Here is a 15942-nt window from a genome sequence, read left to right as displayed (position 1 = left end):
AGTCGTACTAATGCGGCAGGCGTCACGCCCCGCACCGCCCGGCCCCCGGGAATGGTGGAGCTTTCACATACGTTCCACCAGCGCGACCAACCGTCCCCGAGCCACCGAAGGAGCACGAGAGACATGCTGGGCACTGTGACGATGTACAGCACCACGTGGTGCGGCTACTGCCGCCGGCTGAAGAGCCAGATGGACCGCGAGGGCATCGCGTACACCGAGATCAACATCGAGCAGGACCCGGAGTCCGCCGCGTTCGTGGAGAAGGCGAATGGCGGAAACCAGACGGTGCCCACCGTCCTGTTCCCGGACGGCTCCACCCTCACCAACCCGTCGCTGGCTCAGGTGAAGCAGAAGATCGGCGCCTAGTCGCCGTGCGGTCGTACGGGGAAGGCGGTTCCTGAGCGGCTCAGGGGCCGCCTTCTCGTGGTCTGTCCCATACGACGACGTAGCGCCACAGCGGCGTGCGGCGGAAGCGGCAGCCGGGCAGCAGGCGGTTCAGGGCCCGCCGGATCTGCGCCCAGGACAGGTGCACGTCTTCCATGGGCATGCCCGCCGGGCCCCGCTTGCCGCCGTGCCGGCGGGCGAGCAGCAGGCCGGCGGGCACGCCGCACGCGCTGATGAGCCAGTCCAGGAGCGTCCGGTTGGCGGCCAAGCCGACGATCACCAGGCGGCCGCCGGGCGCGGTGAGCCGGGCGAGACGGGTGACCGCGTCCTCGAACGGCGCGTGGTGGACGACGGCGACCGCGCTGACGAAGTCGTACGCGCCCTCGGGCAGGGAGCCGTCGGCGAGGTAGTCCGCCTCCAGGTAGCTGACGTTGCCGGGCACGTGCGCGTGCGCGCGGGCGAGCCTGATCATCTCCGGGGACCGGTCCACGCCCGTGACGGACGCCGCCCGTGCCGCCAGCTTGCGGGCGAGCAGCCCGTCGCCGCAGCCGGCGTCCAGGGCCGCGCCGCAGCCTTCCGGCACGGCGGCGAGCACCGCCGGGTGGTGGTGGACGTTGTGGTTCCAGTAGGGATCGGGCACGCGGGCGGCCCCCGTCAGGCGACGCTCCTCGTCGGGAGCGGCTTGCCGTACCAGAGCTCGATCAGGCGGGCCGCGATCGAGATGCCGTAGGGCGGGAGCACCTCGCCGGACTCGAAGGCGGCGCGCAGTTCGTCGCGGGAGAACCAGCGGGCCTCGTGGATCTCGTCACCGTCGACATCGATCTCGGTCGTGGTGGCGCGGGCCAGGAAGCCCAGCATGAGGCTGGACGGGAACGGCCAGGGCTGGCTGGCGACGTACTCGACCTGGCCGACGGTGATGCCGACCTCTTCGTGGACCTCGCGGCGCACCGACTGCTCGATGGCCTCGCCGGGCTCGACGAACCCGGCGAGCGTCGAGAAGCGTCCTTCGGGCCAGTGGACCTGGCGGCCGAGCAGGATGCGGTCGTCCTCGTCGGTCACGGCCATGATCACGGCGGGGTCCGTGCGCGGGTAGTGCTCGGCGCCGCAGGCCGGGCAGCGGCGGATGTGGCCGGCCGCCGCGATGACCGTGCGCTCGCCGCAGCGGGAGCAGAAGCGGTGCGTGCGCTGCCAGTTCTCCAGGCCGACCGCGTGCACCATCAGGCCCACGTCGCGCGCCGACAGCAGCAGTCCCGCCTCGCGCAGGCCCGCCGGGCGTGCGGACTGGTCCATGCGGCCGGGCAGGGAGTCCTTCTGGAGGGCGAAGTAGCTGACGCCGTCCTCGTCTATGCCGAGGAAGTAGCGGTGCGCCTCGGTGAGGGGAGCCTCGAAGGAGGGGGTCATGACGAGTTCGGTGCGCCCGTCCGCCGTCTCGTCGATGAGGACCTGGCCGCCGGAGACCACGAAGCAGCGCGTGGAGGGGTGGCTCCACGCCGCCGCGAGCCAGGCCTCGTCGAGCCGGTGGTGCGCGGCCCGGTCGATGCCGCTCGGGGCGGTGAGCGAGATGGGTCGGTCGGCGTTGTGGTCGGTCCAGGTGGTCACGGGTGCTTCCAACTCCCCCGGTGGAACGGTTGGGTTCGGCGGACTGTTCAGCGGGACGTACAGCGGGAGGCGACCGGGTCCGGTGGGCTCGGGCGGTGCGGGGCGGCCCTTCCAGTGTGCCCCGCGCGCGCTGCCGGTCCGGACGGCTCGGAACGCTCAGGGGGCATGGCGCCAGTGCTCGGCGAGGTCACCCCACAGGTAGGCGGTGGTCTCCACGCCCTTCAGGAGCAGGTCGAGCTCCACTTTCTCGTTCGGGGCGTGCCAGCCGTCGGACGGGACGGAGATGCCGAGGAAGAGCACGGGGGCGCCGAGGACGTCCTGGAGGTCCGCCGCCGGTCCGGAGCCGCCCTCGCGCGTGAAGCGGACCGGCTTCTCGAAGGCCCGGCCCATCGCGCGGGCGACCGACTGGAGGGCGGGGTGGTCCAGCGGCGTGAGGCACGGGCGGGTGGCCCCGTGGAACGTGATCTCGCAGCGGATCCCGTCGGGCACCTGCTGCTCGGCCCAGGCCCGGACGGCCTTCTCGACATGGCCGGGGTCCTGGCCCGCCACCAGCCGGAAGGACAGCTTCACCATGGCGGAGGACGGGACGATCGTCTTGCTGCCCGGGCCCTGGTAGCCGCCCCCGATGCCGTTGACCTCGGCGGTGGGGCGGGCCCAGACGCGCTCCAGGGTGCTGTATCCGGCCTCGCCCTGGGTGGCGTACGACTTGGCCGCGCGCAGCCACTGCCGCTCGTCGAAGGGGAGTTCGGCGAAGAGTTCCCGCTCGCGGTCGGTGAGTTCGATCACGCCGTCGTAGAAGCCCGGGATCGCCACGCGCGCGTGCTCGTCGTGCAGGGCGGCGACCAGGCGGGCCGCGGCGGTCGCCGGGTTGGGCACGGCGCCGCCGAAGGAACCGGAGTGGATGTCCTGGTCGGGGCCGTGCAGCCGTATCTCGCACTCGGCGAGGCCGCGCATGCCCGTGCACACCGTGGGGGTGTCCTCGGACCACATGCCGGTGTCGGAGACGATCACGGCGTCGGCGGCGAGCCGCTCGGCGTGCTGCTCGACCAGGGCCCGGAAGTGCGGCGAGCCGGACTCCTCCTCTCCCTCGATCAGCAGCTTCAAGTGCACGGCCGGGGTGGTACGGCCGGTGGCGGCGAGGTGGGCGCGAACCCCGAGGGTGTGGAAGAAGACCTGGCCCTTGTCGTCGGCCGCCCCGCGCGCGTAGAGGCGGTTTCCGCGCACGACCGGATCGAAGGGCTCGCTGTCCCAGCCGTCCTCGCGGGCGGCGGGCTGCACGTCGTGGTGGCCGTAGACCAGCACGGTGGGCGCCCGCGGGTCGTCACAGGGCCACTCGGCGTAGACGGCCGGCGCGCCCGGAGTCTCCCAGACCTCGGCCGTCGGGAAGCCGGTCTCCGTCAGCTTGCCGGCGAGCCAGTCGGCGCTGCGTCGTACGTCGGGCGCGTGGTCCGGCTGGGCCGACACCGACGGGATCCGCAGCCACTCGGCGAGGTCGTCGAGGAAGGCGCCGCGGTGCCGCTCGATGTACGTACGGACGACGCTGTCCGGGGTCTGGCTCATGGTCACGAGCCTATCGGCCCGCACTGACGTCCTCGGAGTGTGGTTCCTCACCGGACCGCCCTGCGGATCGCCCACCGGTTTCCCCACCGGACGGTTCGTCCAGCAGCAGCCGCTCCAGGGCGGCGCGGTCCGGCAGTTCCTCGGGGCGTACGACCTCCCCGGTGCGCACGTACAGGAACGCCGCCGTGACCGACTCCGGGGGCACGCCCTGCTGCTCGGCCCAGGCGAGGCGGTAGACGGCGAGCTGGAGCGGGTCCGCGGTGCGGGAGCGGTTGGTCTTCCAGTCGACGATCTCGTACGTCGCGTCCTCCCCGTCGCCCTCCTTGTAGACGGCGTCGATGCGGCCCCGGACGACGCGGCCGGCGATCGCGAGCTGGAAGGGGGCTTCGACCCGGTAGGGCGTGCGGTGCGCGTACGCCGTGCGCTCGAAGGCGTCCCTCAGGGCCGCCAGGTCCCGTTCGTCCGCGATCTCGGCGTCGCTGCCGGGCAGTTCCTCCGGCTCCAGCATGGGCAGCGTCAGCTCTTCGAAGCGGGCCTCGACCCAGGCGTGGAAGCGGGTGCCCCTGCGGGCGGCGGGCTGGGGCGGCCGGGGCATGGGGCGGGCCAGCTCCTGCGCGAAGCCGTCCGGGTCGGCGGCCAGGCGCAGCAGCTCGGACGCCGTGAGCGAGGCGGGCAGGGGCACTTCGGTGACGCTGTCGCGGGCGCGCAGGAGCTCGCCGGTGAGGGCGTCGAGGTCGCGGTCCCAGGAGGCGATGGTGCGGGCTTCCTCCGGGGTGAGGGCCGGGGGCGCGGGCTGCCCGGGGCGGGGGCGCGCTCCCGTCGCTTCCGGCGGCGCCGCCTGGTGAGGAACGGTGGGGCCGGCGGCGGGCACAGCGTCCCGGTCCGCCGGGGCCGCGTCGAACGGGTTCTCTTCGAACGGGTCCGGTTCATCGAAGGGGTCCCGCTCGTCGAAGGCGTCCCGCTCGTCGAAGGGATCCCGCTCGTCGAAGGGATCCCGCTCGTCGAACGGGTCCGGTTCCCCGAACGCGTCCGGTTCGTCGAACGGTGGCTCGTCGTCCTCGGGCGGCGGGGGCCACTCCGGGTCGTCGAGGGCGTCGGGGTCGTGCACGGCCGCGGGGTGCCCGTCCTCGTGGGACGCGAGGTCCTCCAGGTGGGCCAGGACGGTCTCGGCGGCGGCGCGGCGGCGGGCCAGGGCCGTCTCGTCCAGCGGCAGGGGCCAGATCTGGTCGGCCGTGGCCTGGTGGAGGGCAGGGTTCTCCTCGTCCTCGGCGGGTTCGTCCGCCCAGGCCTCGATCTCGCCGTACCCGGCCTCGCAGTGCTCGTAGAGGGCCTGGAGGAACGGGGACGGTCCGCGGCGCTTCTTCTGGGTGGGCCCCCACCAGTGGCCGGAGCCGAGGAGCAGGGAGCGGGGGCGGGTGAAGGTGACGTAGCCGAGGCGGAGTTCCTCGGTGTGCTGGTGGTCCTTCATGGCCTCGTGGAAGGCCTTCAGGCCCCTGGCGTCCCAGGAGGGCACGTCGGGCAGGGTGTCGGCGTCGCCGCGCAGTCCGTGCGGCAGGACCTTGCCCTGGGACGTCCACTTCTCGCGGCCCTGGCTGCTCGGGAAGGTGCCGGTGACCAGGCCGGGGACGACCACGACGTCCCATTCCAGGCCCTTGGACTTGTGGGCGGTGAGCACCTTGACGGTGTTCTCGCCGCCGGGGAGGGCGTTGTCGAGGCCCTTCTCGTACTGGGCGGCGGTGCGCAGGAAGCCGAGGAAGGCCAGCAGGGTCGCCTCGTTGTCGCCGGCGGCGAAGGAGGCGGCGATGTCCAGGAAGTTGGACAGGGTCTCGCGCCTGCGGGCGGCCAGGGCGTGCGGGGACGCGGACAGCTCGACTTCCAGGCCGGTGACGGCGAGGACGCGGTGCAGGACGTCCATCAGCGGGTCGGCCAGGGAGCGGCGCAGCTCGCGCAGCTCGGTGGCGAGCCGGGCGAAGCGCACGCGCGCGTCGGGCGAGAAGGGCAGTCCGTCGTCGTCCCCGCGGCCGTCCAGGGGCGTCTCCAGGAACGTGTCGAGGGCGTCCGCGAGTGAGATCACCTCGGACGGGTCGACCCCCTCGACGGCCTCGGCCAGACGGCGGTCCGGGTCGTCGTCGCCCTCCACGCGCGCGTGGGACACCAGAAGCCGGGCGCGGCGCCCCAGGAGGGCGAGGTCGCGGGGGCCGATGCGCCAGCGCGGGCCGGTCAGCAGGCGCACCAGGGAGGCGTTGGCGCCGGGGTCCTGGAGGACTTCGCAGACGGCGACGAGGTCGGCGACCTCGGGCAGGTGCAGCAGGCCGGACAGGCCGACGACCTCGACGGGGATGTCCCGGGCGACCAGGGCGCCCTGGATCTCGGCGAAGTCGGTCGCCGTGCGGCACAGGACGGCGATCTCGCCGGGCGGGGTCCCGGTCCGCACGAGGTGGGCGACGGAGTCGGCGGCCCAGTCGATCTCCTCGGCGTGGGTGCGCAGCAGGGCGCAGCGGACCATGCCGTCGCGTTCGGCGCCGGGGGCCGGGCGGAGGGCCTCCACGCCCGCGTGCAGGGCGCGCAGCGGCTCGGCGAGGTTGTTGGCGAGGTCGAGGAGGCGGCCGCCGCTGCGGCGGTTCTCGCTGAGCGCCTGGCGGGTCGCGGGACGGCCGTCGGCGTGCGCGAAGTGCTCGGGGAAGTCGTCGAGGTTGGCGACCGAGGCGCCGCGCCAGCCGTAGATCGCCTGGCAGGGGTCGCCGACGGCGGTGACGGGGTGGCCGGTGCCTTCGCCGAAGAGGCCCGCGAGGAGGACACGTTGGGCGACCGAGGTGTCCTGGTACTCGTCGAGGAGGACCACCCGGAACTCGTCGCGCAGGACGCGGCCCACCTCGGGGATCCGCGCGAGCTGTGCCGACAGGGCGATCTGGTCACCGAAGTCGAGCAGGTCCCGCTCGCGCTTGGCGGCCCGGTAGCGGGTCACCAGCTCGGCCAGCTCGCGGCGGGCGGCGGCGGCCTCGGGCACTTTGCGCAGGTCGGCGTTGGTGAGCTTGGCGCCGCGCAGGGCCAGCAGCAGCTCGGCGTCGTACGCGCGCAGCGCCTCGGGACGTACGAGGTGCTCGGCGAGTTCGGCGTCGAGGGCGAGGAGGTCGCCGACGAGGTCCGCGAAGGACCGGGTCAGGGCCGGATAGGGCCCGGGGGATTCGCGCAGGACGCGCGCGGCGAGCTGGAATCGGGTGGCGTCGGCGAGCAGCCGGGACGTGGGCTCGAGGCCGATGCGCAGGCCGTGGTCGGTGAGCAGGCGGCCGGCGAAGGCGTGGTACGTGGAGATCACCGGCTCGCCCGGCGGGTTGTCCGGGTCGATGGCGTCCGGGTCGGTGACGCCGGCCTTGACGAGTGCCTTGCGGACGCGCTCGGCGAGTTCGGCGGCGGCCTTGTTGGTGAAGGTGAGGCCGAGCACCTGCTCGGGGGCGACCTGGCCGGTGCCGACCAGCCACACCACGCGTGCCGCCATCACCGTCGTCTTGCCCGAGCCGGCTCCGGCCACGATCACCTGCGGGGCGGGCGGCGCGGTGATGCAGGCCGTCTGCTCCGGGGTGAACGGGATGCCGAGGAGCTCCTTGAGCTGTTCGGGATCGGTGATACGGGCTGGCACAACGGAAGAGGCTAGCGGCGGGCACTGACAGCGGCGGCACGATCGGCCTTCCGGGGCGGAAGAACCGCAGGTCAGCTCGTGTGGTGCGATGGATCACTCCACCACGTCAGTCCTCACGCCACTCCGCCACGTCACTCCGCCGGGTCACTCCACCACGTGGCGCCCCTCCTGACGCGCGCTGCACGAGGCCCGGAACGCGCAGTGCGTGCAGTGCTGCCCGGCGGTCGGCGTGAACCGTTCGTCGAGGACCTTCCCGGCGGCGGTCGCCAGCAGGTCGCCGACCCACTCCCCCTGCAGCGGCTCCTGGGCCTGCACCTTGGGCAGGGCCTCGCCGCCGTCGCGCTGGGCGGCGCCCTGGCGGAGGTGGACGAGTTCGGCGCCGCCCGGCTCGGGGCGCACACCGTCGAAGACGTCGTCGACGGCGCCCTCCCGGACGGCCAGCTGGTAGACGGCGAGCTGCGGGTGGCGCTCCACCTCCTTCCCGGTGGGCGCCTGCTTGCCGGTCTTGAAGTCGACGACGTACGCGCGGCCCTCGCCGTCGGCCTCGACGCGGTCCATCTGGCCGCGGATGCGCACCTGGTAGTCGCCCGCTTCGAGGGTGACGTCGAAGTCGTGCTCGCTGGCCACCGGGGTGCGCCCGGTGCGGTCCATGACGTGCCACCTCAGGAAGCGTTCGAGCGCCACGCGCGCGTTGTCCTTCTCCTGCTCCGACTTCCAGGGCGCGTCGAAGGCGAGGGCGTTCCACACGGAGTCGAGGCGTTCCATGAGGACGGAGAGGTCGGCCGGGGTGCGTCCGGAGGCGACCTCGTCGGCGAGGACGTGCACCACGTTGCCGAACCCTTGCGCGGCGGTCGCGGGCGCGTCGGCCTTCACCTCGCGGCCCAGGAACCACTGCAGGGCGCAGGTGTTGGCGAGCTGGTCGAGCGCGCTGCCGGAGAGCACCACGGGCTGGTCGCGGTTGCGCAGCGGCACCTTGGACTCGGTCGGCTCGAACATGCCCCACCAGCGGTAGGGGTGCGCGGAGGGCACCAGGGGGCGGCCGTCCTCGTCGGCGAGGGCGGCGAGCCGGGCCAGCCGGCGGGCGGCGGCCTCCCTCAGGGCGTCGGAGACGCGCGGGTCGACCGTGGTGGCGCGCAGTTCGGCGACGAGTGCCGCGACGGACAGGGGGCGGCGGGGGCGCCCGGTGACGTCCTTGGGTTCGACGCCGAGTTCGGTCAGGAACCGGGAGGGCTGGTCGCCGTCGTCCGCGGGGGCCTTGACCGCCGTGACGACGAGCCGTTCACGCGCGCGTGTGGCGGCCACGTAGAACAGGCGGCGTTCTTCGGCGAGCAGGGCGCCGGGGGTGAGGGGTTCGGCGAGTCCGTCGCGGCCGATGCGGTCGGCCTCCAGCAGGGAGCCGCGGCGGCGCAGGTCCGGCCACAGGCCCTCCTGGACGCCCGCGACGACCACGAGGCGCCATTCCAGGCCCTTGGAGCGGTGCGCGGTCATCAGGCGGACGGCGTCGGGGCGTACGGCACGCCGGGTGAGGGTGTCGGCGGCGATGTCCTCGGCGTCGATCTCCTCCAGGAAGTTCAGCGCGCCCCGGCCGCCGGAGCGCTCCTCGGCGCGGGCAGCGGTCGCGAACAGGGCGCAGACCGCGTCCAGGTCGCGGTCCGCGTTGCGCCCGGAGGCCCCGCCCCGGCGGGCGGCCCGCTCCAGCCGGCCGGGCCACGGCGTGCCCTCCCAGAGGTCCCACAGCGCCTCCTCGGCCGTGCCGCCGCCGGCCAGCCGCTCCCTGGCCTTGCGCAGCAGCGCGCCGAGGCGCTGGGCGCCACGCGCGTACGCGGGGTCGTGCACGGCGAGGCGCTCCGGCTCCGCGAGGGCCTGCGCGAGCAGCACGTCGGAGGGCGGTGGCAGCGGATTGCCGGCGGCCCGCTCCTCGTCCCGCAGGGCCCGGCCGAGGCGGCGCAGGTCGGCGGCGTCCATGCTCGCCAGGGGGGAGGTGAGGAGGGCGAGGGCGGTCTCGGTGTCGAGCCAGCCGGGCCCGGACTCGCCGGAGGCGGTGTCCGCGGGCGCGTCGGCCCGCGCCACCTCGGCCGAGGCCACCGCCCGAAGCGCCGTCAGCAGCGGCGCCACGGCCGGTTCGTGGCGCAGCGGCACGTCGTCGCCGTCGACGTCCACGGGGACGCCCGCCGCCGACAGGGCGCGGCGGACCGTCGGGATGGTCCGGGAGCCGGCGCGCACCAGGACGGCCATCTCGCTCCACGGGACGCCGTCCTCCAAGTGGGCCCTGCGGAGGATGTCGGCGATGTTGTCCAGCTCCGTGCCGGCCGTCGGATACGTGTACGCCTCGACGCGGCCGCCGTCCCGGACGGGGGCGAGTTCGCGATGGGCGCATACCTTCTCGGCGGGCAGCCGGGTCAGCGGCATGCGCTGGGTCAGCAGCCGGGTGGCGGCCAGCAGGGCGGCGCCGGAGCGGCGGGATGTGCGCAGCACCGCCACGGGGGCCGGACGGCCGTCCGCGCGCGGGAAGGCGTGCGGGAACTCCAGGATGCCGTTCACGTCCGCCCCGCGGAACGCGTAGATCGACTGGTCGGGGTCACCGAAGGCGACCAGGGTGCGGCCGCCGCCGGCCAGGGCGTGCAGCAGTCGCACCTGGGCGGGATCGGTGTCCTGGTACTCGTCGACGTAGACGGCGTCGTACCGGGCGGCGAGCCGGGCTGCGACCTCGGGGCGGCGGGCGAGGAGCACCGCGCGGTGGACGAGTTCCGCGTAGTCGATCACGCCCTGCAGGTCGAGCACGTCGAGGTACTCGGCGAGGAAGGCGGCCGCGGCGCGCCAGTCGGGGCGTCCCGTGCGGCGGGCGAAGGCGTCCAGGGCGTCGGGCCCGAGGCCGAGTTCACGGGTGCGGGCGAGGACCGCGCGGACCTCGTCGGCGAAACCGCGCGTGGTCAGGCAGGCGCGCAGCTCGTCCGGCCAGCGCACGTGCGCGAGCCCGAGCCGCTCCAGCTCCACCTGGCCCGCGAGCAGCTCGCGCACGGAGACGTCCTGCTCGGGGCCGGACAGCAGCCGCAGCGGCTCCACGAACAGGTCGCTGTCCTGGTGGGCTCGGACCAGTGCGTAGCAGAACGAGTGGAAGGTGGTCGCCTGGGGAGCGCGGGCCGCCCCGGTGCGCAGGGCCAGGCGGTCGCGCAGTTCGACGGCCGCGCGGCGGCTGAACGTGAGCACCAGGACGCGCTCGGGGTCGCCGCCCCGGGCGATCCGCTCGGCGACGGACTCGACGAGCGTGGTGGTCTTGCCCGTGCCAGGGCCTGCGAGGACGAGCAGCGGGCCGGCCGTGTGGTCAACCACGGAGCGCTGCGAGGCGTCCAAAAGAGGGGGGTCCACGCGGGCAGGAGGGGTACGTACCAGTCGGTAAGCGCCACGGCTCCCCCGCCGCACCCGGGGGTGCGACAGGCCGCTGGTGGAGGAAGAGGAGCTCACGTGGTTCGCCGGTCCTGGTGGAAGTGCTGGTTGGCGGGCCGCCGCGCGTGGCGGGCGGTGACCGCGGGGTGACGGGGGCACGCGCAGCCGACGCTACGCCGACGGACAAGGCGGAAGCAGGGCTTCCAATTTTTCCCGTCGGCCACTCACGGCACTCATGCCCCTCCTCTCACGAACGTACGTCATGCCGCCGGTGTGCCCCGATTCCCCCGTCCGGATCACGGGCCACACAGGAGGTCCTGCGATGGCGGAAGCTGTCAGGTGTGACCTTCCGCGCGTTCGCCGCCGTCCCACCGCGCCCGTCTCATGTCGATGCGCGGCAGGTGGCCCTCGGCGGCGCGGCTCGCCTGCTTCAGGGGCGTGCCCTCCGCCCGGTAGTGGCCGAGCGCCCGCTGCTCGTGCCCCGGGAGCAGCACGCCGTCCGCCCGGACCACGCGCCACCACGGAACGGCTCCCCCGTAGAGCGCCATCACCCGGCCCACCTGGCGCGGACCGCCCTCCTCCAGCCATTCGGCGACGTCCCCGTAGGTCATGACACGGCCCGGCGGGATCAGTTCCGCGACGTCGAGGACCCGCTCGGCGTACTCGGGCAGCGCCCTCGCGCCCTCGTCCTCGAACCGGCCCCCCTCAGGGCTCTCCTCACTCATCCGACCCATCCTGCCCCACCCCACCGACAACGGGACGGGCGTGCTCCCGAGCGTTTCCCTCGCCCGGCAGGAGCGCGTCGGGCAGACTGTCCGCCCCCGCATGTGCACCCTGATGCCCCCGTGTGTCGGTGCGGCATGCCACCATCGTGCGGGCGGTGACCGGTGATACGAGACCAAGAAGAGACGATGAAGCAGCAGGGTGCGCACCCCGAGGAGCCGGAGGGCACCTCTGACGCTTCGTCGCGCCCGGGCACCCCGGACGACGGCCCGAAGGCGGCCGGGAAGCAGCCCCGGACGGACGCCGAGGGGACCGACACCGCGTACATCGACGAGGTGGAGGGCGACGAACCGCTCCTCCCCGCGCGCGTGCACCGCCCGTCCGACCTGATGCGGCTCCTGGTGGGGGTGCTCGCCGTCGCGGTGCTGATCGGGATCGCCGCGTTCGCGCACGGCACCACCTCGGGCCTCGAACAGGACATCAACAAGGGCACCGGGCAGGCGCCCGACCTGCTCATCAAGATCGCGGGGCTGGCCTCCAGCATCGCGATCCTGCTGGTGCCGGTCGCCTTCGCCATCGAGCGGCTGATCAAACGGGACGGGCTCAGGATCGCCGACGGCGTGCTCGCGGCCGTCCTGGCGCACGGCGTGACGCTGGCCACAGACCTGTGGGTCGCCCGGGCCGCCCCGGACTCCATCCAGGAGGCCCTCACCCAGCCCTCCCCCGGCGACATCCACGCGCTGACCGATCCCGTGCACGGCTATCTGGCCCCGGTCATCGCGTACATGACAGCCGTGGGCATGTCGCGTCGGCCGAGATGGCGCGCGGTGCTGTGGGTCGTGCTGCTCCTCGACGCCTTCTCGATGCTCGTGACGGGGTACACCACACCGTTCTCGATCATCCTGACCGTGCTGATCGGCTGGACCGTGGCCTACGGCACGCTGTACGCGGTCGGCTCGCCGAACGTCCGGCCCACCGGGCAGACGCTGATGGCGGGCCTGCGGACCGTCGGCTTCCGCCCCGTCAGCGCCTCGCGCGAGGACACCCCGGACCACAACCCGGACACCGGGGACCGGGGCCGCCGCTACTTCGTCACGCTCGAGGACGGCCCCCCGCTGGACGTGACCGTGGTCGACCGGGAGCAGCAGGCCCAGGGCTTCTTCTACCGCGCCTGGCGGAACCTGACCCTGCGCGGCTTCGCCACCCGCAGCAGCCTCCAGTCGCTGCGCCAGGCCCTGGAGCAGGAGGCGCTGCTGGCGTACGCGGCCATCGCGGCGGGCGCCAACGCGCCCAAGCTGATCGCCACCTCCGAACTCGGCCCCGACGCCGTGATGCTCGTCTACGAGCACAGCGGCGGCCGCACCCTCGACTCGCTGCCGGACGAGGAGATCACCGACGACCTGCTGCGCGACACCTGGCACCAGGTGAAGGCGCTGCAGTCCCGGCGTATCGCGCACCGCAGGCTGGTGGGCGACGCGATTCTGGTGGATCGTTCCGGCACGGTGATCATCACCGACCTGCGCGTCGGCGAGATCGCGGCCGGCGACCTGCTGCTGCGCATGGACACGTCCCAGCTGCTCGTCACCCTCGGTCTCCGGGTGGGCGCCGAGCGGGCGGTGTCTTCCGCGGTGGGCGTGCTCGGCCCGGACGCCGTGGCGGACTGCCTGCCGATGCTCCAGCCCATCGCGCTCAGCCGCTCCACGCGCGCGACGCTGCGCAGACTGGCCCGGGAGCGGGCACAGCGCGAGCGCGACGCGGTCCTGGAGGCGTCCCGGCAGGCCAAGCAGGCGCGCCTGGAGGAGACCTCCGACGAGGCCGTGCCCGTCCTGGAGAAGCCCGACAAGAAGGCCGTACGGGCGGAACAGCGGGCCGAGAAGCGGGCCATCGACGAGGCCCTGGAGGAGGCGCGCGAGGAGGATCTGCTCACCCAGATCCGGCACGAGGTGCTGCGGATCAGGCCGCAGGCACCGGTGGAGCCGGCCCGGCTGGAGCGGGTGCGGCCGCGCACGCTGATCAGTTTCATGGCAGGGGCGATCGGCGCGTACTTCCTGCTGACGCAGCTCACGCACATCGAGTTCGGGCCGCTCATCGCGAACGCCGAGTGGGGCTGGGTCGCGGCGGCCGTGCTGTTCTCGATGTGCAGCTACATCGCGGCGGCGATGGCACTGCTGGGGTTCGTGCCCGAGCGGGTGCCGTTCCTGCGGACCGTGGCGGCGCAGGTCGCCGGGTCCTTCGTGAAGATCGTCGCCCCGGCGGCGGTGGGCGGCGTCGCCCTGAACACGCGCTTCCTGCAGCGCGCGGGAGTGCGGCCGGGGCTCGCGGTGGCGAGTGTGGGCGCGTCGCAGCTGTTCGGGCTCGGCTGCCACATCCTGATGCTGCTGTCCTTCGGCTACCTGACCGGCACGGAGAAGACGCCGTCGCTGTCGCCGTCCCGGACCGTCATCGCGGGTCTGCTGACAGTGGCGGTGCTCGTGCTCGTGGTGACCTCCGTGCCGTTCCTGCGGAAGTTCGTCGTCACGCGCGTGAGGTCGCTGTTCGCGGGTGTCGTGCCGCGCATGCTGGACGTGCTCCAGCGGCCGCAGAAGCTGGTCACCGGCATCGGCGGCATGCTGCTGCTGACCGCCTGCTTCGTGATGTGCCTGGACGCGTCCATCCGCGCCTTCGGTGACGAGTCCACCTCGATCAGCATCGCCAGCGTCGCCGTGGTCTTCCTCGCGGGCAACGCCCTCGGGTCGGCGGCGCCGACACCGGGCGGTGTGGGCGCGGTCGAGGCGACCCTGACGGTCGGCCTGATCGCCGTCGGGCTCCCCAAGGAGGTCGCGGCACCCGCGGTCCTGCTGTTCCGCCTGCTGACGCTGTGGCTGCCCGTACTGCCGGGCTGGCTGGCCTTCAACCACCTCACCCGGAAACAAGCCCTCTGACGCGACCGCGCGACGCGCGTTCCGGCACCATCGGCACCTCCTTCCCCGACTCCCTCGTACGGCACGCGTCCCGCGCGCCCGGCACCGCGCCGCCGCAGGATGGAACCATGCCGACCCGCCTCCGCCTGCGCGCCGCCGCCCTGACCGCCACCGCCGTGCTGCTGGCCACCGTGCCGACGGCCTGCGGAAACGGCGACGCCGAGGACGAGGACCTCACGCGGCAGGAGCTGGACTGGGAGGCCTGCCCGGCCCCGTCCGACGCACAGGGCGGTGGCGCTCCGCCCTCGCCCCTGCCGGACGGCGGCGAGTGGCAGTGCGCCACGATGAAGGCACCCCTCGACTGGGACGACCCCAAGGGCGACACGATCGGCCTCGCACTGATCCGGGCGAGGGCCGACGACCCGAACCGGCGCATCGGCTCGCTCATCTTCAACTTCGGCGGGCCAGGCGGCTCGGGCGTCACCTCGCTGCCCGCCTTCGCGGAGGGCTACGAGACCCTGCGCACCCGCTACGACCTGGTCAGCTTCGACCCCCGCGGAGTCGGCCGCAGCGCCCCCGTGATCTGCGAGAACGACCAGCAGCTCGACGCGTACTTCCAGCAGGACGCCACGCCCGACGACGCCGCCGAGCGCACCGAGCTCCTGGACAACACCAAGGAGTTCAACGAGGCCTGCGAGCAGAACTCGAAGAAGGTGCTGCCCCACGTGCGCACCACCGACGCGGCCCGGGACCTGGACCTGATGCGCCAGGTCCTCGGCGACGACAGGCTGCACTACTTCGGCATCTCCTACGGCACCGAACTCGGCGGCGTCTACGCCCACCTGTTCCCCAAGCGGGTCGGCCGCGCCGTGTTCGACGCCGTCGTCGACCCCACGCAGAACGCCGAACAGGGCTCGCTCGGGCAGGCGAAGGGCTTCCAGCTCGCGCTCGACAACTTCGCCCAGGACTGCGTGTCCAAGGCCGAGGAGTGCCCCATCGGCACGAGCGCCCAGGATGTGAAGAACCGTATCGCCAGGCTGCTGAAGAACCTCGACAGCCGCCCCATCCCGGGCGTCTTCCCGCGCGAACTGACCCAGACCGCGGCGACCAGCGGCATCGCGCAGGCGCTGTACTCGCAGGACTTCTGGGAGTACCTCACCCAGGGCCTGCAGCAGGCGTACAGCGGTGACGGCAGCATCCTGTTGCTGCTGTCCGACTCGATGAACGGCCGCGAGGAGAACGGCGAGTACAGCAACCTCGCCGCCGCCAACGCCGCCATCAACTGCGCCGACGACAAGCCCCGCTACGACACGGCCTACGTCGAGCGGAAACTGCCCGAGTTCCGGGCGGCGTCCGACCTGTTCGGCGACTATCTGGCCTGGAGCATGATCAGCTGCACCGACTGGGCGGTGCCGGGCGCCGCCGACCATCCCGACGTGCGCGCGCCGGGCTCGGCGCCGATCCTGGTCGTCGGCAACACCGGCGACCCGGCCACGCCGTACGAGGGCGCGCGGAAGATGGTGGACGCGCTGGGCGAGGGCGTCGGCGTCGAGCTGACGTACCGGGGGCAGGGGCACGGCGCCTACGACAGCGAGAACAAGTGCGTGCGGGCCGCCGTGAACGGTTATCTGCTGGACGGAAAGGTGCCGCGGGCGGGGACCGTCTGCACTTGATCCCGACCCGGCCCCGATAAACCCGCAGTTCAGAAGGTTATCCACAGGCTGGGACGGCCGACGCGGAATCTGCCTACCATGG

The 15942-nt window shown here is 73.4% G+C and carries 9 protein-coding genes; 3 read left to right on the top strand and 6 right to left on the bottom strand.

All coding sequences use genetic code 11. The features are described 5' to 3' along the window. Positions 1-123 precede the first annotated feature (123 nt). Entirely contained in the window at positions 124-366 is a 243-nt protein-coding gene (locus C1703_RS26410; RefSeq protein ID WP_003992805.1) for a mycoredoxin, read from the top strand. 40 nt (positions 367-406) lie between these two features. On the opposite strand, the gene C1703_RS26405 is transcribed toward C1703_RS26410, so the two are convergent. From C1703_RS26405 to C1703_RS26380, 6 genes are all read right to left on the bottom strand, one after another. Further along, positions 407-1024 carry a class I SAM-dependent methyltransferase gene (locus C1703_RS26405; protein ID WP_114255188.1) on the bottom strand — a complete coding sequence of 206 codons (618 nt, stop codon included), beginning with the start codon at positions 1022-1024 and terminating at the stop codon, positions 407-409. A gap of 14 nt (positions 1025-1038) precedes the next feature. Beyond that, positions 1039-1983, bottom strand: coding sequence for an NAD(+) diphosphatase (nudC, locus tag C1703_RS26400; RefSeq protein ID WP_190049454.1), 945 nt, complete (start codon positions 1981-1983; stop codon positions 1039-1041). Positions 1984-2139: 156 nt separating this feature from the next. Next, the gene (locus tag C1703_RS26395) at positions 2140-3543 is read right to left on the bottom strand and encodes a dipeptidase (RefSeq protein ID WP_114257597.1); all 1404 of its coding nucleotides are present in this window, start codon (positions 3541-3543) and stop codon (positions 2140-2142) included. A 10-nt stretch (positions 3544-3553) separates the two neighbouring features. Beyond that, positions 3554-7180, bottom strand: coding sequence for an ATP-dependent DNA helicase (locus C1703_RS26390; protein WP_114255187.1), 3627 nt, complete (start codon positions 7178-7180; stop codon positions 3554-3556). Positions 7181-7324: 144 nt separating this feature from the next. Beyond that, positions 7325-10642, bottom strand: a complete 3318-nt coding sequence (locus tag C1703_RS26385; RefSeq protein ID WP_114255186.1) for an ATP-dependent DNA helicase — start codon at positions 10640-10642, stop codon at positions 7325-7327. Between the two features lie 257 nt (positions 10643-10899). Next, positions 10900-11298 carry an MGMT family protein gene (locus tag C1703_RS26380; RefSeq protein ID WP_343236409.1) on the bottom strand — a complete coding sequence of 133 codons (399 nt, stop codon included), beginning with the start codon at positions 11296-11298 and terminating at the stop codon, positions 10900-10902. Between the two features lie 177 nt (positions 11299-11475). Between C1703_RS26380 and C1703_RS26375 the strand changes: the two genes are divergently transcribed. Beyond that, positions 11476-14208, top strand: a complete 2733-nt coding sequence (locus C1703_RS26375; RefSeq protein ID WP_114255184.1) for a lysylphosphatidylglycerol synthase domain-containing protein — start codon at positions 11476-11478, stop codon at positions 14206-14208. A gap of 107 nt (positions 14209-14315) precedes the next feature. Continuing rightward, a complete protein-coding gene (locus tag C1703_RS26370; RefSeq protein ID WP_114255183.1) occupies positions 14316-15860 on the top strand; it encodes an alpha/beta fold hydrolase in 1545 nt (514 codons plus the stop codon). The last annotated feature ends 82 nt before the right edge of the window (positions 15861-15942 follow it).

The sequence above is a fragment of the Streptomyces sp. Go-475 genome (assembly GCF_003330845.1).
Lineage (GTDB): Bacteria > Actinomycetota > Actinomycetes > Streptomycetales > Streptomycetaceae > Streptomyces.
The sequence above is the reverse complement of the archived record's forward strand: the minus strand, read 5'-3'. Positions and strand labels throughout refer to the sequence as shown.

What these genes read in the sequence shown, in the direction of transcription:
- C1703_RS26375 (WP_114255184.1), top strand. Translation starts at nt 11,476, where the DNA reads ATGAAGCAGCAGGGTGCGCACCCCGAGGAGCCGGAGGGCACCTCTGAC.
- C1703_RS26410 (WP_003992805.1), top strand. Translation starts at nt 124, where the DNA reads ATGCTGGGCACTGTGACGATGTACAGCACCACGTGGTGCGGCTACTGC.
- C1703_RS26380 (WP_343236409.1), bottom strand. Translation starts at nt 11,298, where the DNA reads ATGGGTCGGATGAGTGAGGAGAGCCCTGAGGGGGGCCGGTTCGAGGAC.
- C1703_RS26395 (WP_114257597.1), bottom strand. Translation starts at nt 3,543, where the DNA reads ATGAGCCAGACCCCGGACAGCGTCGTCCGTACGTACATCGAGCGGCAC.
- C1703_RS26370 (WP_114255183.1), top strand. Translation starts at nt 14,316, where the DNA reads ATGCCGACCCGCCTCCGCCTGCGCGCCGCCGCCCTGACCGCCACCGCC.